At 60.0% G+C, this 20,972-nt stretch carries 18 protein-coding genes; 13 read left to right on the top strand and 5 right to left on the bottom strand.

Features of this window, described 5'->3' with window-relative positions; genetic code table 11:
* Nucleotides 1–85: 85 nt before the first annotated feature.
* The 5 genes from ACFFT4_RS09475 to gyrA all read left to right on the top strand — a co-directional run bounded on the left by ACFFT4_RS09475 (nucleotide 86) and on the right by gyrA (nucleotide 7,877).
* Nucleotides 86–904: a GDSL-type esterase/lipase family protein gene (locus tag ACFFT4_RS09475; protein ID WP_378047063.1), complete on the top strand. Its 819-nt coding sequence runs from the start codon at nucleotides 86–88 to the stop codon at nucleotides 902–904.
* Nucleotides 905–934: 30 nt separating this feature from the next.
* The gene (locus ACFFT4_RS09470) at nucleotides 935–1,900 is read left to right on the top strand and encodes an ABC transporter ATP-binding protein (protein WP_378047061.1); all 966 of its coding nucleotides are present in this window, start codon (nucleotides 935–937) and stop codon (nucleotides 1,898–1,900) included.
* Nucleotides 1,893–2,882, top strand: a complete 990-nt coding sequence (locus tag ACFFT4_RS09465; protein ID WP_378047059.1) for an ABC transporter permease — start codon at nucleotides 1,893–1,895, stop codon at nucleotides 2,880–2,882. Before ACFFT4_RS09470 ends, ACFFT4_RS09465 begins: the two co-directional genes overlap by 8 nt.
* Before the next feature lie 114 nt (nucleotides 2,883–2,996).
* Nucleotides 2,997–4,970: a DNA topoisomerase IV subunit B gene (gene parE, locus ACFFT4_RS09460; protein WP_378047057.1), complete on the top strand. Its 1,974-nt coding sequence runs from the start codon at nucleotides 2,997–2,999 to the stop codon at nucleotides 4,968–4,970.
* Between the two features lie 432 nt (nucleotides 4,971–5,402).
* A complete protein-coding gene (gyrA, locus tag ACFFT4_RS09455; RefSeq protein WP_378047055.1) occupies nucleotides 5,403–7,877 on the top strand; it encodes a DNA gyrase subunit A in 2,475 nt (824 codons plus the stop codon).
* Nucleotides 7,878–7,882: 5 nt separating this feature from the next.
* Here gyrA and ACFFT4_RS09450 read toward each other — a convergent pair whose 3' ends face one another.
* Nucleotides 7,883–8,062, bottom strand: a complete 180-nt coding sequence (locus ACFFT4_RS09450) for a hypothetical protein (RefSeq protein WP_378047053.1) — start codon at nucleotides 8,060–8,062, stop codon at nucleotides 7,883–7,885.
* Between the two features lie 194 nt (nucleotides 8,063–8,256).
* Between ACFFT4_RS09450 and ACFFT4_RS09445 the strand changes: the two genes are divergently transcribed.
* Entirely contained in the window at nucleotides 8,257–8,874 is a 618-nt protein-coding gene (locus ACFFT4_RS09445) for a MarR family winged helix-turn-helix transcriptional regulator (RefSeq protein ID WP_378047051.1), read from the top strand.
* A gap of 495 nt (nucleotides 8,875–9,369) precedes the next feature.
* Here ACFFT4_RS09445 and ACFFT4_RS09440 read toward each other — a convergent pair whose 3' ends face one another.
* The 3 genes from ACFFT4_RS09440 to ACFFT4_RS09430 are packed head-to-tail and all read right to left on the bottom strand — an operon-like array spanning nucleotide 9,370 to nucleotide 12,367.
* Nucleotides 9,370–10,719, bottom strand: coding sequence for a CapA family protein (locus tag ACFFT4_RS09440; protein WP_378047049.1), 1,350 nt, complete (start codon nucleotides 10,717–10,719; stop codon nucleotides 9,370–9,372).
* Nucleotides 10,720–10,727: 8 nt separating this feature from the next.
* The gene (locus ACFFT4_RS09435; protein ID WP_378047186.1) at nucleotides 10,728–11,597 is read right to left on the bottom strand and encodes a class I SAM-dependent methyltransferase; all 870 of its coding nucleotides are present in this window, start codon (nucleotides 11,595–11,597) and stop codon (nucleotides 10,728–10,730) included.
* Nucleotides 11,598–11,632: 35 nt separating this feature from the next.
* Nucleotides 11,633–12,367, bottom strand: a complete 735-nt coding sequence (locus ACFFT4_RS09430; RefSeq protein WP_378047047.1) for a response regulator transcription factor — start codon at nucleotides 12,365–12,367, stop codon at nucleotides 11,633–11,635.
* Between the two features lie 174 nt (nucleotides 12,368–12,541).
* On the opposite strand from ACFFT4_RS09430, the gene ACFFT4_RS09425 reads away from it, so the two are divergent.
* Entirely contained in the window at nucleotides 12,542–14,644 is a 2,103-nt protein-coding gene (locus ACFFT4_RS09425) for a sensor histidine kinase (RefSeq protein WP_378047046.1), read from the top strand.
* On the opposite strand, the gene ACFFT4_RS09420 is transcribed toward ACFFT4_RS09425, so the two are convergent.
* A complete protein-coding gene (locus tag ACFFT4_RS09420; RefSeq protein WP_378047044.1) occupies nucleotides 14,641–14,988 on the bottom strand; it encodes a helix-turn-helix domain-containing protein in 348 nt (115 codons plus the stop codon). The two genes, ACFFT4_RS09425 and ACFFT4_RS09420, sit on opposite strands and share 4 nt — an antisense overlap.
* Nucleotides 14,989–15,199: 211 nt before the next feature.
* On the opposite strand from ACFFT4_RS09420, the gene ACFFT4_RS09415 reads away from it, so the two are divergent.
* From ACFFT4_RS09415 to ACFFT4_RS09390, 6 genes are all read left to right on the top strand, one after another.
* Nucleotides 15,200–15,469 (top strand): hypothetical protein, encoded by a 270-nt coding sequence (locus ACFFT4_RS09415; RefSeq protein WP_378047042.1) that lies wholly within the window; start codon nucleotides 15,200–15,202, stop codon nucleotides 15,467–15,469.
* 150 nt (nucleotides 15,470–15,619) lie between these two features.
* Nucleotides 15,620–16,885: a serpin family protein gene (locus ACFFT4_RS09410; RefSeq protein WP_378047040.1), complete on the top strand. Its 1,266-nt coding sequence runs from the start codon at nucleotides 15,620–15,622 to the stop codon at nucleotides 16,883–16,885.
* Between the two features lie 98 nt (nucleotides 16,886–16,983).
* Nucleotides 16,984–17,301 (top strand): metal-sensitive transcriptional regulator, encoded by a 318-nt coding sequence (locus ACFFT4_RS09405; protein WP_378047184.1) that lies wholly within the window; start codon nucleotides 16,984–16,986, stop codon nucleotides 17,299–17,301.
* A gap of 123 nt (nucleotides 17,302–17,424) precedes the next feature.
* Nucleotides 17,425–17,628: a cation transporter gene (locus ACFFT4_RS09400; protein WP_378047038.1), complete on the top strand. Its 204-nt coding sequence runs from the start codon at nucleotides 17,425–17,427 to the stop codon at nucleotides 17,626–17,628.
* 31 nt (nucleotides 17,629–17,659) lie between these two features.
* Nucleotides 17,660–20,098, top strand: coding sequence for a heavy metal translocating P-type ATPase (locus ACFFT4_RS09395; RefSeq protein WP_378047037.1), 2,439 nt, complete (start codon nucleotides 17,660–17,662; stop codon nucleotides 20,096–20,098).
* Between the two features lie 37 nt (nucleotides 20,099–20,135).
* Nucleotides 20,136–20,969: a DUF8832 domain-containing protein gene (locus ACFFT4_RS09390; protein WP_378047036.1), complete on the top strand. Its 834-nt coding sequence runs from the start codon at nucleotides 20,136–20,138 to the stop codon at nucleotides 20,967–20,969.
* Nucleotides 20,970–20,972: the final 3 nt, after the last annotated feature.

The raw sequence follows: 20,972 nt of genomic DNA, 5'->3' as shown, positions 1-20,972 counted from the left end.
TTTGAAAAATGCCGCAAGAACCGTTATCTTGGAAAAGTATAGGGAGAAAAAGGCAGCAAAGTATCGAACGACGGGGGGAAATTGAATGAAGTCGTCTTCCGTGCTGTGGAGAACGCTCGGGATCGTGTCGCTCGTCTGTCTGCTGGCGATGCTGGCCGGCTTCGGCTGGGCGCTTAAGGACAGCTGGTATCCGCGGGAAGGGCTGGCGCTGCCGGAGGCGAGCGCGCCCGAGAAAGCGGAGGGCGGGGACTGGAGCGCGAAGAGCGAGCTGTATGTCGCGGCGCTCGGGGATTCCCTGACGAAGGGAACGGGAGACGCGACGGGCGAAGGTTATGTCGCGCGCACGGTCGCTTCGCTGGCCGAGAGAATGGACAAGCCGGTCCATCTGGTCAACAATATGGCCGTCAACGGAATGCGGGCCGATCAGCTGGCCGTCCGGCTGGACGACAAAGGGTTCGTGAACGCGGTCGGCCGGGCGGACATCGTGCTGCTGACGATCGGCGGCAACGATCTGTTCCAGGTCGCCCAAGGCGGCGGTTCGCTTGCGGAGGGAGGCGACTTGTCGCCGGAAGCGCTGCGGGAGCGGCTTCCGGACGTCAAGCCGCGGCTGAAGGAAGTGTTCGACAAGATCAGGGCGGTGAACCCGGTCGCCCGCATCGTCTACGTCGGGCTGTACAACGCCTTCTACGACGTGCCGCAGATGCGGGAGGCCGCAAGCCGGACGGTCGCGGATTGGAACGGCTACGCCTATGAGCTGGCGCTGGCGGACGGCAACGCGACGGTCGTGCCGACATACGATCTGTTCGAGTTTCGAGTGACGGACTATTTGTCCTCGGATCATTTTCACCCGAACGCGCTCGGGTACGAACGAATCGCCGGCAGAATCGTCGACGCGCTTCAATAACCAGGTCCGGAAGAGGGGAGGCACAAACCGATGGGAGAACAGACAAAAGAGGTCGTATTGTCGGTGCGGGGGCTGAAAAAAAGAATCGGGCGCAAGCCGATCATTCACGGCGTCTCGTTCGATGTGAACGCGGGAGAAATTTTCGGGTTTCTCGGGCCGAACGGCTCGGGCAAAACGACGACGATCCGCATGCTCGTCGGCCTGATCAAGCCGTCGGCGGGGGACATTCTGATCTGCGGAGAGAACGTCCGCACGCACCCGGACCGGGCGCTCCGGCACATCGGCTGCATCGTGGAAAATCCCGAAATGTACGGGTTTATGACCGGCTGGGAGAACCTGGCGCACTTCGCGCGGATGCAGCCGGGAATTCCGGAGTCGCGCATCGCCGAGGTCGTGGAGATCGTCGGTCTCGACCACCGTATCCACGACAAGGTGAAAACTTATTCGCTCGGCATGAGGCAGCGGCTCGGCATCGCCCAAGCGCTGCTGTGCAAGCCGAAGCTGCTCATCCTGGACGAGCCGACCAACGGTCTCGATCCGAAAGGAATCAAGGAGCTGCGGGAGTTTATCCGCATGTTGGCGCAGAGCGGCATGAGCCTGTTCATCTCCAGCCATCTGCTCAGCGAGATCCAGCTCATGTGCGACCGCGTGGCGATTATCGCCCATGGCGAGGTCATTGCCGTCGGCGAGGTGGAGGAGCTCGTCTCGCAGGCGGGCGCGTATACGGTGTGGCAGGTCGACCGGCCGGACGAGGCGAGGCGGATGTTCGCGGATCAACCGGATATCGCGCTTGTGCCGGAGCGGGAGCATCGCGTCGACGAAGCGCTGCTGTCGGCGATGGACAAGCCGATCGTGACGGTCGTGGACGAAAGCCGCATCGCCGGCTGGGTGAACCGGCTGGTCGCGGCCGACATCGGCATCGTCGCCGTGCAGCGCGTCGCTCCCTCCTTGGAGGAGTTATTCCTGAAGCTGACGGAGGGCGAGAAAATTGGCTAATCTGCTGGCGCTTGTTCAGAACGAGACGTTAAAGGTGTGGAAGAAAAAGCGGTTCGCGGTCGTCGTGCTCATTCTGCTCATTCTGATCCCCGTGTTCGTCTACGCCCAGATGAAGGTCGCGCAGAACAGCGCCGACAAATTCCGGACCGATTGGCGGGCCGAGCTGCAGAGCCGGATTACCGACAATACGAACGCGCTGAGCAGCGACCGGATTCCGGAGGAATGGAAGCAGTGGCGCAGAGCGCTTGTCCAGCAATTGCAATATTATCTCGATCACGACATCAATCCGGAGTCGCCGAACGCGGTCACGTTCACCCGCCGGTTTATGGATAACGCGGTAAGCCTGTTTATTCCGCTTATGGTGCTGGCGATCGCCTCGGATCTCGTCTCCTCGGAACGTTCGACGGGGACGATCAAGATGCTGCTGACGAGACCGGTGCGAAGATGGCGCATTTTATTTTCAAAATTAGCGACACTGACCTTATACGTCTCTCTTATTCTTGTGACGACGGTGGCGGTCTGCTACGCGATATCCGGCCTGGTGTTCGGCTACGGGGGCTGGGGAGAACCGGTGTTCGTCGGCTTTCGGATCGCGGGCGCGGAGGTCGATACCACGAACGTCCATGCTGTCACGCAGGGCGTGTACCTGCTCATGCAAGCGGGGCTGATCTGGTTTTCCGCGATGGTGGTGGCCGTTATCGCGCTGATGGTGTCCGTGCTCGTGCGCAGTACGGCGGCCAGCTTCGTGACGATGATGGCGACAATTATTTCCGGGACGATCCTGGCCAATATGGCTTCCTCCTGGAAGTCCGCCAAATATTTGTTTAACGTCAACCTGGAGCTGTCCGCTTATTTGCGGGGAACGCCGCCTCCGATCGAAGGCATGTCGCTCGGGTTTTCGCTGGCCGTACTGGCGATCTGGGGACTGGCGGCGGTGATCGTTTCTTTCGCCGTTTTTACGAAGCAGGATATTTTGAGTTAAAGGCTTCAATGGCCTCGTTCACGGAAACTTTGGACAACATTTCGCTTTTGAATTAGAATAAACGAAGCGCGTTTATGAGGATAGACGCAAGAGATTAGGCAAGGAGGTCCGTTCGTGACCGAACAAATCGATCTTTTCGCCGGATCCGCCGCAACGGCGGGAAGCGAATACAGCGCGGATGATATTCAAATATTGGAAGGGTTAACCGCCGTGCGCAAACGGCCGGGGATGTACATCGGCAGCACCACGACGTCCGGTTTGCATCATTTATTATGGGAAATCGTCGACAACGCCGTGGACGAGCATCTGGCCAAGTTCTGCTCGCGCATCGACATTACCGTCCATGCGGACAATTCCATTACGGTCGTCGACAACGGCCGGGGCATTCCGACGGGCATGCACAAGAGCGGTATCCCGACGCCTCAGGTCGTCTATACGATTCTGCACGCGGGCGGCAAATTCGGCGGAGGAGGCTACAAGAAGTCCGGCGGACTGCACGGCGTCGGCGCTTCGGTAACGAACGCTCTGTCCGAGTGGCTGGAAGTCGAGATTTACCGCGACGGCAAAATACATAAAATGAGATTCGAGACGTGGATCGACGACAAGGGCGTCGAGCGCGTCGGAGAGCCCGTCACGGGACTGGAAGTGCTCGGGAATACAAACCGCAGCGGCACGAAGGTGACGTTTAAGCCCGACCGCAAAGTGTTCCACGGCAACGTCAGCATGAACTACGACACCTTGTCGGAGCGGCTGCAGGAAATCGCGTTCCTCAACTCCGGGCTGCGGGTCAACATCAAGGACGAGCGCAGCGGCAAGACGGATTCCTTCCACTATGAAGGCGGCGCGCGGCAGTTCGTGCAATTCCTGAACGAGGAGAAATCGGTGCTGCACGACGTCATCCATTTCTCCGCGGAGAAGGACGACATCGAAGTCGAGATCGCGCTTCAATATAACGACGGCTATACCGAGACGATCGCTTCGTTCGTCAACGCCATCCCGACGCGGGGCGGCGGAACGCACGAGACGGGTTTCAAGACCGCGTATACGCGGGTGATGAACGAATATGCGCGCAAGACGGGGCAGCTTAAGGAGAAGGAAAAAAATCTCGAGGGCAACGATCTGCGCGAAGGCATGATGGCCGTCATTAATATTAAAATGTCCGAAGTCGAGTTCGTCGGCCAGACGAAGGACCAGCTCGGGAGCGCTTCCGCGCGGAGCGCGGTCGACGCCGTCGTGACGGACAAGATGACCGTATTTCTGGAGGAGAACCCGCAGGTCGGCCAACTGCTGATCCGCAAGTCGATCCAGGCTTCCAGAGCCCGGGAAGCGGCGCGCAAAGCCCGCGAGGAAATTCGCAGCGGCAAGAAGCGCAGCGAGAGCGCGAGCCTCGGCGGCAAGCTGTCCCCGGCGCAATCCAAGGACAGCTCCCGCAACGAGCTGTTCATCGTGGAAGGCGATTCCGCCGGCGGCTCGGCCAAGCAAGGTCGGGATTCGAAGTACCAGGCGATCCTGCCGCTGAAGGGCAAGCCGATGAACCCGGAGAAATCCAAGCTGGTCGATATTCTGAAGAACGACGAGTACAAGGCGATTATCTCGGCCATCGGCGCGGGCATCGGCTCGGAATTCGACGTCGAGGAGTGCAATTACTCCAAGATCATCATCATGACCGACGCGGATACGGACGGCGCGCACATCCAGGTGCTGCTGCTGACGTTTTTCTACCGCTACATGAAGCCGCTCATCGACGCGGGCAAAGTGTTCATCGCCCAGCCGCCGCTCTACAAGATCACGAGAAAATCGGGCAAGCTGGAGACCGTTCGCTACGCCTGGACGGACGAGCAGCTGAACCTGTATACGAAGGAGCTGGGCAAGGGCGCCGAGCTGCAGCGCTACAAAGGTCTCGGCGAGATGAATCCCGACCAGCTGTGGGAGACGACGATGAACTACGAGACGCGCACGTTCCTGCAGGTGCAGATCGAAGACGCCGCCAAGGCCGAGCGCCGCGTGTCGACGCTGATGGGCGACAAGGTCGATCCCCGCAAGCGCTGGATTATCGAGAACGTGGATTTTACCGAGTACGAGGAGTAAGACGCGGGTGAACGAAGCGTTAACGGTCCGCCAGACCGTTAACGGGCCGAACATCGGCGGATCGCCGGAATAACGGTCCGCGGGACCGTTAACGGGCCGAACATCGGCGGAACCGCCGGAATAACGGTCCCTCGGACCGTTAACGGGCCGAACATCGGCGAATCGCCGGAATAACGGCCCGCGAGACCGTTAACGGGCCGAACATCGGCGAATCATCGGAATAACGGCCCACGGGACCGTTAACGGGCCGAATGTCGGCGAATCGCCGGAATAACGGTCCCTCGGACCGTTAACGGGCCGAACATCGGCGAATCGCCGGAATAACGGCCCACGGGACCGTTAAAAATCGCACACAATCGGGACAGCGTCGAAAACAACGGTCTGGCAGACCGCTATCCCGGTACATGTGCCCAAAACTAGGAGGCAGTGGCAGTGAGCCTACTTGAAAATTTTTTGCCGGCGTTTCTGGAGGAGGTCGTAGGAGACCGCTTCGGACGCTATTCCAAATATATTATCCAGGACCGCGCCATCCCGGACGTGCGCGACGGCCTTAAGCCGGTGCAGCGCCGGATTTTGTACGCGATGTACGAGTCGGGCAATACGCCGGACAAGCCGTACCGGAAATCGGCCAAGACGGTCGGCGACGTGATGGGCAATTACCACCCGCACGGCGACGCGTCGATCTACGAAGGCATGGTGCGAATGGCCCAGCCGTGGAAAATGGCGCATATGCTCGTGGACGGGCATGGCAACTGGGGTTCGATGGACGACGATCCTCCGGCGGCGATGCGTTATACGGAGGCGCGGCTGTCGCCCATCTCGATGGAGCTGCTGCGGGATATCGAGAAGAGAACGGTGCTGTTCAAGGACAACTTCGACAATACGGCCAAGGAGCCCGTCGTTCTGCCTTCGCGGTATCCGAATCTGCTCGTAAACGGAGTATCCGGCATATCGTCCGGATTCGCTACCGAAATTCCGACGCACAACCTGCGCGAAATTATCGACGCTTGCGTCGCTGTCATGAACAAGCCCGAAATGACCGTGCAAGAGCTGATGGACATCGTTAAAGGGCCCGATTTTCCGACCGGCGGCATCATTATGGGCGCGGCCGGCATCCGCGAAGCCTATGAGACAGGCAAGGGCAAAATCCATATCCGCTCCAAAACGGCGATCGAAGATATGAGAGGCGGCAAGCAGCAGATCGTCATTACGGAAATTCCGTATCAGATCGTCAAGTCCAAGCTCGTGAACGCCATCGACAATCTCCGAATGGAGAAGAAGGTCGAGGGCATCGCGGAAGTGCGGGACGAGAGCGGCCGCAACGGCCTGCGCATCGTCGTGGAGCTGAAGAAGGACGTCGACGCGGAAGGGATTCTGGCGTATCTGCTGAAGAAAACCGACTTGCAGACGACATATAACTTCAACATGGTCGCGATCGTCAACAAGGCGCCGCGCCAGCTTGGCCTCAAGCAAATTCTCGACGCCTATATCGAGCACCAGAAGGAAGTCGTCACCCACCGGACCAAGTACGATCTGGAAAAAGCGGAGGACCGGGCGCATGTGCTCGAAGGGCTCGTCAAAGCGCTGAACCTGCTCGACCAGATCATCGAGACGATCAAAGCCTCGAAAAACCGCCAGGACGCGCAAAACAACCTTGTCGCCAAGTTCGGCTTCACCGAACGCCAGGCGGACGCCATTTTGACGCTCCAGCTGTACCGGTTGACGAATCTGGAAATTACCCAGCTCGAGAAGGAGCACGCGGACGCGCTGAAGAAAATTGCCCAGTTTCGCGCGATTCTGGACAGCCCGCGCAAGCTGCTGAACGTCATCAAGGACGAGCTGACGGAGATCCGCGGCAAATACGGCATCGATCGCCGCTCCGTCATTCAGGACGAAGTGGAAGAGATCAAGGTGAATTTGGAAGTTATGGTTCAGGCGGAGGACGTGCTGGTGACGCTTAGCCGGGAAGGGTATATCAAGCGAACGAGCCTGCTGTCGTTCACGCGCTCGGGCGGGGAGCTCGGAAGCGCGGGCGTGAAGGAAGGCGACGTCATTCGCTGGAGCCTTGGAGTCAGCACGCTGGACCCGCTGCTGCTCTTCACGCAGAAAGGGTATTACTATTTGCTGCCGGTTCACCAGATTCCGGAGTTTAAGTGGAAGGATACGGGAACGGCCATCGTGAACGTGCTTCCGCTCGCCAAGGACGACCGCATCGTCGGCGTGGTACACGCCAAGAGCGCGGAGCTGGCTCCGCCCGCGGACGGGCAGGCCGACGCGACGAATCCGCTGCTGGTCTTCGTGACGAGACGGGGGCAGGTCAAGCGGACGCCGCTGATCGAGTACGCCACGACGCGAAGCATGGCGATCGCCGCCTGCAAGGTTGCGGACGGAGACGAGGTCGTCAAGGTGCTGCGTTCCGACCGTCCGGACGATTTGCTGCTAGTGACCGAGCAGGGCATGAGCATCCGGTTCGGCAGCGAGGAGGTAAGCGTTCAGGGCCGGGTGGCCGGAGGCGTGAGAGGAATTGCGCTTAAAGAGGGAGATCAGCTCTCGGACGCGCTGCTCGTGTCGGAGGATGAAGGCGAGGTTCTCGTCCTGTCCGACTACGGCTATGCGAAGCGCACCCTGCTGCTCGATTATCCTCAGCAAGGACGCGGCGGCAAAGGAATTCAGACGTTCGAGTTCAAGGAAGGCAAGCGCGTCCGCCCGAACGGCACAAAGCTGATCGCCGCGTTCCACGTCAAGGAAGCGGTCAGTCTGCTCGCCTTGACGGCGGGAGGAGCGGTAGCGGAATTCTCCTCGGAAAGCTCGCCAATCGAGGATCGCAGGGGACACGGCAAACTGATGACCCCCGTCGACCGGGGGGATACGTTGGCCGAAGCCTTCGTCAAGCCGCTCTCGACGTAACCGCGTTAGTCGTAAGGACCTCCGCCGTTCGGCTCGGTACGGTCTATCCAGCGCAATAGAAGGTCCAACACGACCCACAGAGGCACCGGCTCATTGAGCCGTTCGAGCCACTGTGGGTCTTCTATTAGTCCGGCATTCTGGGCCATTTGGCCGATCATTTTAATTTTCGCTTCGTTAGAGGACATGGGCAGCGCCTCCTTGTTAGCCGTTTCTCCGCTTTTACCCATTTTTCTTAACCAGTATATGTCGTTGCTTGTCGTCCTGTTCTTGTTCCTGCGGATTGATGTCGTAAATATTTAATTGCATTAAACTATCATTCGACATAGACGGTGAGTATAATAAAGGAGAAGGCAATGTTCGGGAGGGAAGGAGCGTACCTATGGACAATGCGGCGGAATTTGTGAAAAGCTGGACGAAGCTCACGAAGGATTGGAACGCGCGGATGGAGACGGAGCTGGCCCCTCAGCTGACGGCGGGCCAATTGGAAGTGTTGGAGCTGTTGCAAGCGCACGAGCCGATGAAGCCGTCGGATCTGCTTCCTCATCTGGAGACGACTCCTGCGGCGATCACGACGCTGCTGGATCGCATGGAGCGGGCCGGCTTGGTGGAGCGGAACCGGGACGAGGCGGACCGCAGAATCGTATGGGTAACGATGACGGAGCTCGGCCGCTCCGAAGTCGAGCGGGGGATCACCGTTCGCGCCGCGATCGTCAACGAGTCGCTGGATCGAATCTCCAGCCATAATCGTCAGCTGCTGGTCTACCTGTTCGGCAAAGTATCGGGGACGCGGGAAGCGCGGACAACCGAGCGAAATCCGGAGGCAGGCGGAGGCGGCGAGTCTGCCGAGTCTTCGGAGCAGGCAAACGGAAGCGGTGAATCGTCGAAGCAGACGAGTGGAAGTAGCGGAGCTTCGGGGCAGATTGGCGGAAGTAACGAATCGTCGGAACTGGCCGGCGCATCCGGAGCGGCCGAATCTGCGGCCGAATCGGTCGTGTAAGGCGTAGATCGGTATTGGCACGTAAAAAACGCAAGCTCATGGGCATGGAGCGCCCTGTGGCTTGCGTTTTTTTATTGGCAGTGTGGTAGCAGGACAGCTGGACGAAGGTTACTGTCGATATTCTGGGCACGATGTTCTAAAGTTTTGGTTATCGCACTCGTCAAAACGCCGAAAATGGGTCCGATGTTCTAAAGTTTCGGTTATCACACTCGCCAGAACGCCGAAAATGGGCACGATGTTCTAAAGTTTCGGTTATCGCCCTCGCCAGAACGCCGAAAATGGGTCCGATGTTCTAAAGTTTCGGTTATCGCCCTCGTCAGAACGCCGAAAACCGGGCCGATGTTCTAAAGTTTCGGTTATCGGACCCCGTCCTCCCACTTACCCCATCTCCCGGCAGCAGTCGCAAGCCTTCTCCAACAACGTCCAACAAAGTCTAACAAAGTCCAACAGCGGCCAACAACGGCGTCATAGAGCGGCAGGGCGGGCTTCCTGTCGTCAGCTCGCGATGAGCTTGCGGAGGTGCTTGTGTATGCTGGTTTGCGTTTTCTGCATTTTCTCGTAATCTTTGGCCGTTAGTTCGGCAAAGCTGCGACGCTTCAGTTCGGTCGGCAGGGGAATGACTGTATAATGCCGCTGTTTGTTTTTCCAGACGATGTGGACCCAGGTCGGTTCGGTCGTAATGTTGTCCCATTCGAGCTGGCTTGTTCCGTCCGGGTGGACGGTTTTCGTCAGGCGCACGCCGAAGATGACGCCAACGTCTTTCCAGTCGCCCGTCTGGTTGGAGATGAAGTTCCCGAGCGAGTAGATAACGATGCCCCTGCGCGGGGTGCCGTCGAAGCTCTTGTCCGCGGTAACGGCAATTTCCTGGTAAGGCTGCACGACGTGAGGGTGCGAGCCGAGAATCAAGTCGGCGCCCGCCCCGACGAGCTCCCGCGCCAAGTCGGTCTGGTCGGAGTTCGGCATGCGCTGGTACTCGACCCCGAAGTGCATGCAGACGGTCACCGCGTCGACTCCGGATTGCCGCAGCTTCGCGATATCGCGCTTGATGACGCCGCGGTCGATCAAATTCACGGCATACTCTTTGCCCGCGGGAATCGGGATGCCGTTCGTTCCGTACGTGTAGGAGAGGAACCCCATGCGGATGCCGTTTCTCTCCTCGATTACCGTCCGGTTGCGATCCGCTTTGCTCTCGGATGTCCCGAACGGGACAAGTCCCGCCTTGCGCACGGTCGCCAGCGTTCTCGCAACGCCCGGCACGCCTCTGTCGAGCGAATGGTTGTTGGCGGTCGAGACAAGCTGAATGCCGGCGTCCCGGATCGCCGTCGCCAACTCGTTCGGCGCGTTAAAGCGGGGGTACCCGGTAAACTTCAAGTCCTTGCCCGCAATCGGGGTTTCGAGATTGCCGACGACCCAGTCTCCGCGCGTCAGAATCGGCTTCACCTGCGAGAACCACGGCGTGAAGTCGTAGCTGTCGCTCGCCTTGTCGTAATAAGCGGGGAGCTGCGGCGTATGCACCATAATATCCCCGACTGCCAGCAGCGTCGCTTCCGTCGTTTCGGGCTCGGCAGGGAACGGGCCGCTCGATCCCTGTGAGTTCGATTCTTCCGGCTCTGATCCGGGCACATTCGTCTCTTCGGGGTTCGATCCGGGCGAGTTCGACTCGGTCCCATTGGACCCGGCAGGGTCCGGCGGAGAGGACGTCGCGGACGCGATCGGAGCGGAGGGGCTCGGGAGAGCGCGCGAAAAATCGCTCGCGCAGGCAGTCAGCGCGAGCGTCAACAGACTGATTCCCAGCAGGGAAACGTACGTTTTGCCTAAAGGCGTTGCTTTTATCTCTTGTCGCAATTGGCTTATCAACTCCCGCTCTGCCATCTGCCGTAAATGCCGCAAGGCAGCGTCATGCCGCTGCGCGTAATCGGGAGACCGACTTCGCCGCAATCCAGCGAGCCGCCGAATTTGCGCTGAAAGCTGAGCTGAAGCAGGTTGCCGAGCACGGTGGGGGAGAACCCGGTCGTATATGAATTGACGAGCACGAACAGCGGCTTGTCCGAGAGAATGGACATGCAGGTTTCCAGGAACGGAAACAAATTGTCCTCCAGCTTCCAGGTTTCGCCGTTCGGTCCCCGGCCGTAGGAAGGAGGGTCCATAATGATCGCCTCGTACTGGCGTTCCCTTCTCTGCTCCCGCTGCACGAACTTGAACACGTCGTCCGTTATGTAGCGGATCGGAGCGGAGCTCAGACCGGACAGCTCGGCGTTCTCCTTCGCCCACTGCACCATGCCTTTGGCGGCGTCCACATGGCAGACGTCCGCTCCGGCCGAGGCGGCCGCCACCGTCGCTCCGCCCGTATACGCGAACAGGTTCAAGACGCGGATCGGCCGGTTCGCTTCGCGGATTTTGTCCATCATCCAGCTCCAGTTGACGGCTTGCTCGGGGAACAGGCCGGTATGCTTGAAGTTGGTCGGCTTGATATGGAATTTAAGCGGGCCGTAAGCGACGCTCCAGCGCTCGGGCAGCTGCCGCTTGTACGTCCACTGGCCGCCGCCGCTGCTGCTCCGGTGATAATGGCCGTCCGCCTGCTTCCACATTGCGTTCTCCGCCTGCAGCGGCCAGATGATTTGCGGGTCCGGACGCCGCAGAACGACGTCCCCCCAGCGCTCGAGCTTCTCCCCGTTGCCGGTGTCGAGCAGTTCGTAATCTTGCCAATCTTGGGCCAATCGCATCATTGTTCTGATCTTCCTTTTGTCGTCTGATTAAGTTATGAGGTTTGCTCCTCGCAATTCTCCGCCGGACAGAACCGGTAGCCGAAGCCTCGTACGGTCTGGATCCAGCGGGGGCGAGAGGGATCGCTCTCCAGCTTCTTCCGCAAATTGCTGACGTGCACCATCAGCGTTCGCGTATCGCCCATGCTGTCCGTCTGCCACACTCTGCGGTACAACTCCTCCAGCGGGAAGACCCGTTTCGGGGATCGGGCCATGACGCTCAGCAGCTCGAATTCCTTGACCGATAACGAGATCGGCTCGCCGTTCAGGCGGACTTCCATGCTGTGAAAATCGATGTCCAGCCCCGGAAAGCTGAGCGAGGAAGCCGGCTCCTCCGAGCCTCTCTCCCTTGTCCTGCGCCTGCGAATATGTGCCTGGATTCTCGCGACGAGCTGGCTCGGGCTGAACGGCTTCGTAATGTAGTCGTCGCCGCCTTCGGACAGCGCGCGGACGATGTCCCCGTCTTCCGACTTGCAGCTGAGGAAGAGGATCGGCACATCGGCGCACACGCCCTGCCGCAGCGCCTGGCAGACCTCTATGCCGTCCATTCGGCCAAGGGAGACGTCGAGCAGGATCAGGTCGGGCTGAAGCGTCTCTGCCATGCGCAGGGCATGCGCTCCGTTGTCGGCCGCATAGACTTCGTAGCCCGCTTTTTGCAAATAGAGGGCAATCAACTCTGTAATTTCCTGCTCGTCGTCCACGACGAGAATGGTAGCTTCGTAGCTGGTCATCGCAATCCTCCGTACGGAAGGTCGTTTTTTTCATGAAAGGGAACCGATGGGGGAGCAGCACTCCAATCTCTCTATTATAACGAAAGCGTTGACGAGGAATCAATGCGCCGTTACAATGACGTTCGAAACCTATTTTGCACCGGACAAGCTTCGAGTATTGGAGGAGAGGACAACTTGGCGTCGCGAAAAGCGGGAAAGCCGACAGGGCGATGGCATACATGCGCGAAGGGGTTGGCGTTCGTTGTGCTGCTGCTTGCCGCATTAAGCGGCTTAAGCGGCTGCGCGCCGGCGTTCCAGGGCGATAAGCCCGCCCCCGACGCCGTGAACGGAGTTATCGATTTGACGGAATGGCCGTGGGACGAGGAAGGAACCGTTCCGCTGGACGGAGAATGGAGCTTCCGGTGGCTGGAGCGCGGCGGCGAAAATCCGGTATTCCGGGATACGACGATCGACATGCCCGGAACCTGGGGAGCGGCGGAGCCCGGCGACGGACAACCGCTGGACGGCAGCGGCTACGGCGTCTACCGGCTGACGATTCTGCATCGGCCGCAAACCGAAATGATGGCGATTCGGCTGCCGAACATCTCGACCGCTTACGAGTTCTATATTGGCGATCGATTGGCGCAATCGCGCGGGCATCCGGATATGGACGCGAAGCGGACGATTCCTTATCAGGCTCCCGCGACCGTTCATTTCAGCACCGACGGCGAGCGGACGGAGCTTAAGCTGATCATCGCCAACTACGATCATCGTCACGGAGGGGTTCGCACGTCGATTGTGATGGGCACGTCCGAGCAGATCCAGCGGTTGCAGCTCAGGCATGCCGCGCAGGAGCTGCTCATTATGGGCTGCTTGCTCATGATCGGGTTTTACCATCTCGGACTGTACATCTTGCGGCGCAAGGAAACCGCCAACGCGATGTTTGCGCTGCTCTGCCTGTGCGTCGCCGCGAGGACCGGCCTGATCGGGGAAGGCTTTATCGTGCGCTGGCTGCACGGCATGAGCTGGGCGTCGGCCATCCGGCTGGAGTACGTGGCGTTCGTCACGGCCGCGTGGGCGGGCTTCGCCTACTTTCGCAGCATGTACCCGCTGGAGATCAAGCGGATTTGGTATAAAGCCGCGACCGTCTGCGGCGCCTTGCTCGTTCTCGTCGCGGTCGTCACGCCGCCTTCGGTGTTTACGTCGGCGCTGATCGTCAACCAGGTCTACGTTCTGCTGTTCAGCGCCCGCGTCCTGGTCGGCCTGTTCGTATCGGCGCACCGGAAGCGGGAAGGGGCCGTGCTCGCGCTGATCGGCGTCGCGGGACTGATCGTTACGATCGTGAACGACATTCTGTTCTACAACGGCTGGTCGCGCTCGATCGATCTGCTGCCGTTCGGCCTGCTGTTCCTGATCGTTATGAATTCGTTCATTATTTCGCTTCGTTTCTCGTTGACCTACGAAAGGGCGGAGCGGATGTCTTCGCAGCTGCTGGAATGGAACAGCTCGCTGGAGGAGCGAATCGAAGAGCGAACGGAGGAGCTGCGGCGCTCCAACGTTACGCTGGAGGAAGCGAAGACCGAGCTGGAGCGGCTGGAGCAATCGAGAGCGCAACTGATCAGCAGCATTTCCCATGATTTGCGGACGCCGATCACGCTGCTGCGAGGCTATTTGGAGGCGCTCAGAGACGATGTGATATCCGAGCCCGACCAGCGCGATCAGGCGATCCGGTCGATGCTGGGCAAGGTCGAGGGGCTGAACTTCCTTATTCAGGATCTGTTCGATCTGTCCATCCTGGAAGCGAGGAAGCTGGAGCTGTCGCTCGAGAATATTCCGCTGTCGTACTGGAAACAAAGGATATCGGAGCAGTACAGTCTGGAAATGCAGAGCAAAGGCATCGTCTTTCGCTGCGAGCTGGACGTCGGATCCGGCGGAGATGCGGTCGTGGCGGCCGATATCCGGCAGATGGACCGGGTGTTCGCCAACCTGCTGTACAACGCGATTCGCTACACCCCCGAGGGAGGGGAGATCGCGCTGTCGCTGCGGGCGCTGCCGGAGCGGGGCGGGGTCGAGATTCGGGTGGCCGACAGCGGACCCGGGATCGAACCCGCGGACGTAGCCCATATTTTCGAACGTTATTATAGGAAAGACAAGTCCCGGACTTCCGGCCCGGAGGGCAGCGGACTGGGACTTGCGATCGCGAAGGAAATCGTGGAGCTGCACGGCGGACGAATCGTGGTGCGCAACTCGGAGAGCGGAGGCTGCGTATTCCTCATCACGCTGCCCGCCCGCGCTTAGCCGCTGCCGTCTTCGCGCTGCTGCCTGCCGATGAAATCCGAGATCAAGGAAACGGAATGCTTGCGCTGCTCCGGGCTCATTCGCCGGAACAACGCCATCATTTCTCCCGTTTCCGGCGATCCGGAGGGAGGCAGCTGGGGTTTCGGTTGCGTGCCGCCGATGATATAATCGAGCGAAACGTCGAAGAAGGCGGCCAGCTTGATCAAAGTTTCATAAACCGGCTGTCTGTTGTTGATCTCGTAATGGCTGTATGCGGAGCGGGTAATGCCGATATGGCGCGCCACTTCTTCTTGCGAGATTTTGCGGCGCAGCCGCAGCTCCCGCAATCTGTCTCCCATAGTCATTCGTCATTAGCTCCTTGATCGGAATAGATGGACCTAAACCTAATTTATGATACAAAATGTATCGTGTCAAGAGGAAGAGGAAACGTTTTCGCGGATATCGGCGAAAAATGAGCGGTTAAAGGGAAATTTTCAGCGTTTTTTCAGTTTGGCAACTACTCGATAAGAGAATTATTGATACGAAACGTATCTTGATGGCGAAGGGGGTGACAGCATGAAGGCAATCATTCTGAGCGCGAAAATGACGCGAGACGAGGAGAGCGGGTACGTCGGCCTCATTCGTTTCGAGATCGAGAACCACAAACAGGCCTACGAGGTGACGATCCAGAGCAACAACGGCAGGAACAATTGGAGCTATGCGCTGAATTTCAGCGACCGCTCGGGCAGCGAGGAAGAAATCCAGGCGGTGGACGAAAGATTGGAAGAGGACGACGCGTTCTTCGAACAATTCGTCGTTGCGGCGAAGAACGCTTTTCATGAATAGATCGGTTTGCATGGGCAGGGCTGTCCCGCGGAGCATCGGAGGATGATCGGGGACGGCTCTTTCCATGCGGCGGTGCCCCGAATTTGAGCCGACTGCAACTTCTTCCCGCCATGGAACGTCCGGATGAGTAAAGAAACGGGGGGATGGGCGATGCGGAAAAAGGCAATCGGCTTGGGTTTGGCGGCGCTTCTGATTTTCCCGGGCTGCGGGAAGCAAGGGGGGACGGAGAAGATGGACGATCCTCGCGAACCGGAGAAGAGCGCGTATACGGTCAACGATGTCGATCCGAGTCTCGTGCAGGCTTCCAACGGCTTCGGAATGACGCTTGCGGAGAAGCTGATGGCCGAGCATCCGGGCGAAAACGTCATGCTGTCGCCGTTAAGCCTGTCGGCGGCGCTTGCGCTCGCGGCGACGGGAGCGGCGGGCGGAACCGGCGAGGAGATGCGCGCCGCGCTCGGGCTGGACGGGAAGTCGAGCGACGAGATCGGGGCGGGCTACCGGGTGCTCGTCGATCTGCTGAGCCATTCGGGGGGAGACGGAGTCGAGATCAACGTCGCCAGCTCCTTGTGGCTTAAGGAAGGCAAACCGTTCCTGGAGGCGTTCGTCGACAGAAGCCGCGACGATTTCGGAGCGACGGTCCGGCGCGTGAACTTCGCCGACCCGCAGACGCTCCAGGCGATTAACGAGTGGACCGAAGACGCGACCGGCGGCCGAATCAAGCGGATGCTCCCGAGCGTGGAGGCGGAGGCGGCGCTGTACGTTCTGAACGCGGTTTATTTTAACGGCGCCTGGACGAAGCCGTTTAATGCCAAGGCGACGGCGGACGGGAGCTTCCATGTTTCCGATTCGGAGACGGTTCCGGTGCAGATGATGAGCAGCGGCGGATATTTTCAATACGCGAAGAAGGACGGATACGAGGCGGTCAGACTCCCTTACGGCAAACGCGAGGCGGCGTATATGGCGATTGTGCTGCCGGACAAGGGCGTTCCCGTGTCCGAGCTGTCGGCCAAGCTGGCGGCCGATCCCCAGCGGCTGACCGAGGAATACGAAGCGCGGCAGGGGCGGATCGAGATGCCCAAGCTGCGGCTGGAGTACGACGCCGATCTGGAAGCCGCGCTTCGCGACTCGGGAATCAAGCTGGCGTTCGAGCCGAGCCGTTCGGACTTTTCCGCCATGGCGCCGGAGCCCCCGAACCTGTTCATCAGCCGCGTGACGCATCGAACGGCGCTTAGCGTCGACGAAGAAGGCACCGAGGCGGCGGCCGCGACGGCGCTGGAGATGCTGGCCGGAGCCGCGCCTCCCGATCAGCCGTTCCAACTGACGGTCGACCGCCCGTTTATCGCCGCGATCGTGGATCGGGACACCGGCTGCATTCTGTTCGCGGGAGCGGTGTTCGATCCGGGGGACGACGGATAGCGGAGCGGCGTTTACTTTTATAGGGGATGGGAGTATATTAAACAAAGAGGAAGGGGGCGATCCGCATGAACGCGTCAACGGAAGAGCTGGAGAACGGCATGGAGCACGACGCGCAATGTTGTTCCGACGAAGGCACGGTTCGCAAGAGCCATCACTCCGACAAGGTCAAGAACGGTCTGATCAGCCGCCTGAACCGGATCGAAGGCCAGGTGCGCGGAGTGAAGGGACTGATCGAGAAGGATACGTACTGCGACGACGTGCTGAACCAAATCGCTTCCATCCAATCGGCGTTAAACGGAGTCGGAAAGCTGCTGTTCGAAAATCATATGAAAAGCTGCGTCGTCGAACGCATTCAAGAAGGCGACATGGACGTCATCCATGAATTGATGACCACAATGAACAAAATGATGAAGTGAACCGGATCGGGCAGCGGCGGCGCTGCTCTTTTTTGTTCGTGACGGGTTGACTAAATATAGGGTAGAGGGGTATACTAAGTTTGCAAAACGAAATTCATTCCATTCCGAAAGGTTGAGGACAGGATGGCAAAAGCAACGTTAAAAGTCGAAGGCATGAGCTGCCAGCACTGCGTAAGCTCGGTCGAAGGGGCTTTGAAGGAGATCGGAGCCGAAGGCAAAGTCGACTTGCAGAGCGGTTCGGTGGAAGTCGCCTATAACGAGAACAGCACGACGATCGAAAAAATCAAAGCGGCGATCGAAGATCAAGGCTACGACGTAAAGGCCTAACCGGCTCTGCGCAACTAAGGAGTGAGCGACAGTGGAAACGACCGCGACAAGCGATACGAGGCAAACGGCTTTGCAGATTACCGGCATGACCTGCGCCGCCTGCGCCAATCGGATCGAGAAGGGACTCGGCAAGCTGGAGGGCGTCTCCGCCGCCAACGTCAATTTCGCGCTGGAGCAGGCGAGCGTCACGTACGATCCGGCGAAAATCGGCGTCGGCCGCATGGAGGAGACGATCCGCAAGCTGGGCTACGATACCGTCAGGGAGGTCGCCCAGCTGAAGCTGGAAGGCATGACCTGCGCGGCCTGCGCCAACCGGATCGAGAAAGGGCTGGCCAAGCTGCCCGGCGTGACGGACGTCTCCGTCAACTTCGCGCTCGAATCCGCCCGCGTCGAATACAATCCCGGCAGCGTATCGGTCGGCGATCTGCAGAGCAAGGTGAAGCAGCTTGGCTATCGGGCGCTCGTTCGCCAAGACGACGGGAACGGGGAGGCCAGACGGGCGAAGGAAACGCGCAAGCAGCGCGACAAGCTGATCCTGTCGGCCGTCCTCTCGCTGCCCCTGCTGTGGAGCATGGTCGCCCATTTCTCGTTCACCTCCTGGATCTACTTGCCCGAGCTGTTCATGGAACCCTGGTTCCAGCTGCTGCTGGCCGCTCCGGTTCAGTTTTATGTCGGCAGACAGTTTTACGTCGGAGCGTACAAAGCGCTGCGCAACGGCAGCGCGAATATGGACGTGCTGGTGGCGCTCGGCACGTCGGCCGCGTTCTTCTACAGTTTGTACCTGACGATCGATTGGTATGCCGCGGGCGGCATGCCGCATCACGGTCCGGCGCTGTACTACGAGACGAGCGCCGTGCTGATCACCCTGGTCATTATGGGCAAGCTGCTCGAAGCCCGGGCCAAAGGCCGCACGTCGGAGGCGATCAAGTCGCTAATGGGCCTGCAGGCCAAAACGGCGCTTGTCGTACGGGACGGACAGGAGCTGACGCTTCCGGTCGAAGAGGTGCTTGCGGGAGACGTCGTTCTTGTCCGTCCGGGCGACAAAATCCCGGTCGACGGAGAGGTGCTGGAAGGCGCATCGTCCGTAGACGAGTCGATGCTGACCGGGGAGAGCCTGCCGGTCGAGAAGCGGGCGGGCGACGCCGTCATCGGCGCCACGATCAACAAGAACGGGGCGCTGCGCGTGAAGGCGACCAAGGTCGGCAAAGACACGGCGCTCGCCCAGATTATCAAGGTCGTCGAGGAAGCCCAGGGCTCCAAGGCGCCGATTCAGCGGGTGGCGGACGTCATCTCGGGCATCTTCGTGCCGATCGTCGTCGGCATCGCCGTTGCCGCCTTCCTGGTCTGGTATTTCCTCGCCGCGCCCGGCGACTTCGCCGAAGCGCTGGAGAAGGCGATCGCGATTCTGGTCATCGCCTGTCCTTGCGCGCTCGGCCTCGCCACGCCGACGTCGATTATGGCGGGCTCGGGCCGCGCCGCGGAGCTGGGCATCCTGTTCAAGGGCGGCGAGCATCTGGAGCAGACGCACAAAGTCGATACGATTGTGCTGGATAAGACCGGCACGGTAACCAAGGGCAAGCCGGAGCTGACCGACGTCATCGCGGAAGGCGACGAGACGGAATTTCTTCGTCTCGTCGGAGCGGCGGAGCTGCAGTCCGAGCACCCGCTTGCCGAAGCGATCGTCGCCGGCATCGAGCGGAAGGACATCCGTCTCGCCGCGGCGGAAACGTTCGAGGCGATTCCCGGCTACGGCATTCAGGCCGAAGCGCAGGGCAAGCGGCTGCTCGTCGGTACGCGAAGGTTGATGGAGCGTTATAACGTTGACGCAAGCGGAGCGTACGAGGCGATGGCCCGGCTGGAGGAGGCCGGCAAGACGGCGATGCTTGTGGCGGTCGACGGTCGCTACGCAGGCATGGTCGCGGTAGCCGACACGATCAAGGAAACGTCGGCCGAGGCCGTGCGCAGGCTGAAGGATATGGGCATTCAGGTCATTATGATGACCGGCGACAACGAGCGGACGGCCAGGGCGATCGCGGCCCAGGTCGGCATCGACCGCGTGTTGGCCGAGGTGCTTCCCGAAGGGAAAGCGGAGGAAGTGCGCAAGCTGCAAACGGACGGCCGGAAAGTCGCGATGGTCGGCGACGGCATTAACGACGCTCCGGCGCTGGCGACGGCGGATATCGGGATGGCGATCGGCACGGGGACGGACGTGGCGATGGAAGCCGCCGACGTCACGCTGATGCGCGGCGACCTGGCCAGCATTCCGGACGCGATCTATATGAGCCGGAAGACGATGGGCAACATTCGGCAAAATCTGTTCTGGGCGCTCGGCTACAATACGCTCGGCATTCCGATCGCGGCGATCGGCCTGCTCGCCCCTTGGGTCGCGGGAGCGGCGATGGCGCTCAGTTCGGTGTCGGTCGTGCTGAACGCGCTTCGCCTGCAGCGCGTAAACCTTAAACGCGGCTAACCGAGAGCGATACGACGCGGAAACGGAGGATTTGGACTTGGGAACGAACAAGAGAAGCAGGCTGCTGCTGCCGGGGCTGCTGGCCCTGGCATTGCTCGCCGCCTGCGGCAAATCGGGCGAGACCCGGCACGCTTCCGGACACGAAGGGCATGACGGGGGACACACGACGGGAACGAGCGGACTTGAAGCTTCGTTCTCGTTCGCCGCCGGCCATGCGGCCGCGAACGAGAAGAGCGAGCTTGTGATCCGCATTACGGATCGGCAGGGCAATCCGGTGGAACGGTATGAAGAGAACCACGAGAAGCTGCTGCATCTGATCGTCGTGGACCATCGTTTGGCTTATTTCAACCATCTCCATCCCGAGTACCGGGGCAACGGGGAGTTTGCGGTCGCCACGACTTTTCCGGAGGGCGGCTCGTACAAGGTATTCGCGGACTTCGTTCCGGAGGGCGGCTCGAACGAGACGATTGGCGAGTGGCTGACGGTCGAAGGGAAGGAAGCGGCGCATACCGAACTCAAGGCGGACAAGCGCCTTGTTCGCGCCGTGGACGGCATAGAGGTCGAGCTTGCGCTTGGCGAGCCCAAGGCGGGGGAGGACACGAAGCTTGTCTTTACGATCCGGGACGACAAGACGAAGGAGGGAGTTGACGATCTGGAGCCGTATCTGGGAGCCGCCGGCCATGTCGTTATTCTGTCCGCGGACGCCGAGCGGTATCTTCACGTGCATCCGACGGACGAGAAGGGGACGGGTCCGACGGCGGAGTTCTCGACTTCTTTTCCGCGCGGCGGCGTCTATAAAATATGGGGGCAGTTCCAGCATGAAGGCCGGGTGATCACCGCGGGCTTCGTCGTAACCGTCGGAGAAATATAATTG

The organism is Cohnella cellulosilytica (genome assembly GCF_042431195.1).
Taxonomy (GTDB): domain Bacteria; phylum Bacillota; class Bacilli; order Paenibacillales; family Paenibacillaceae; genus Cohnella; species Cohnella cellulosilytica.
The sequence above is the reverse complement of the archived record's forward strand: the minus strand, read 5'-3'. Positions and strand labels throughout refer to the sequence as shown.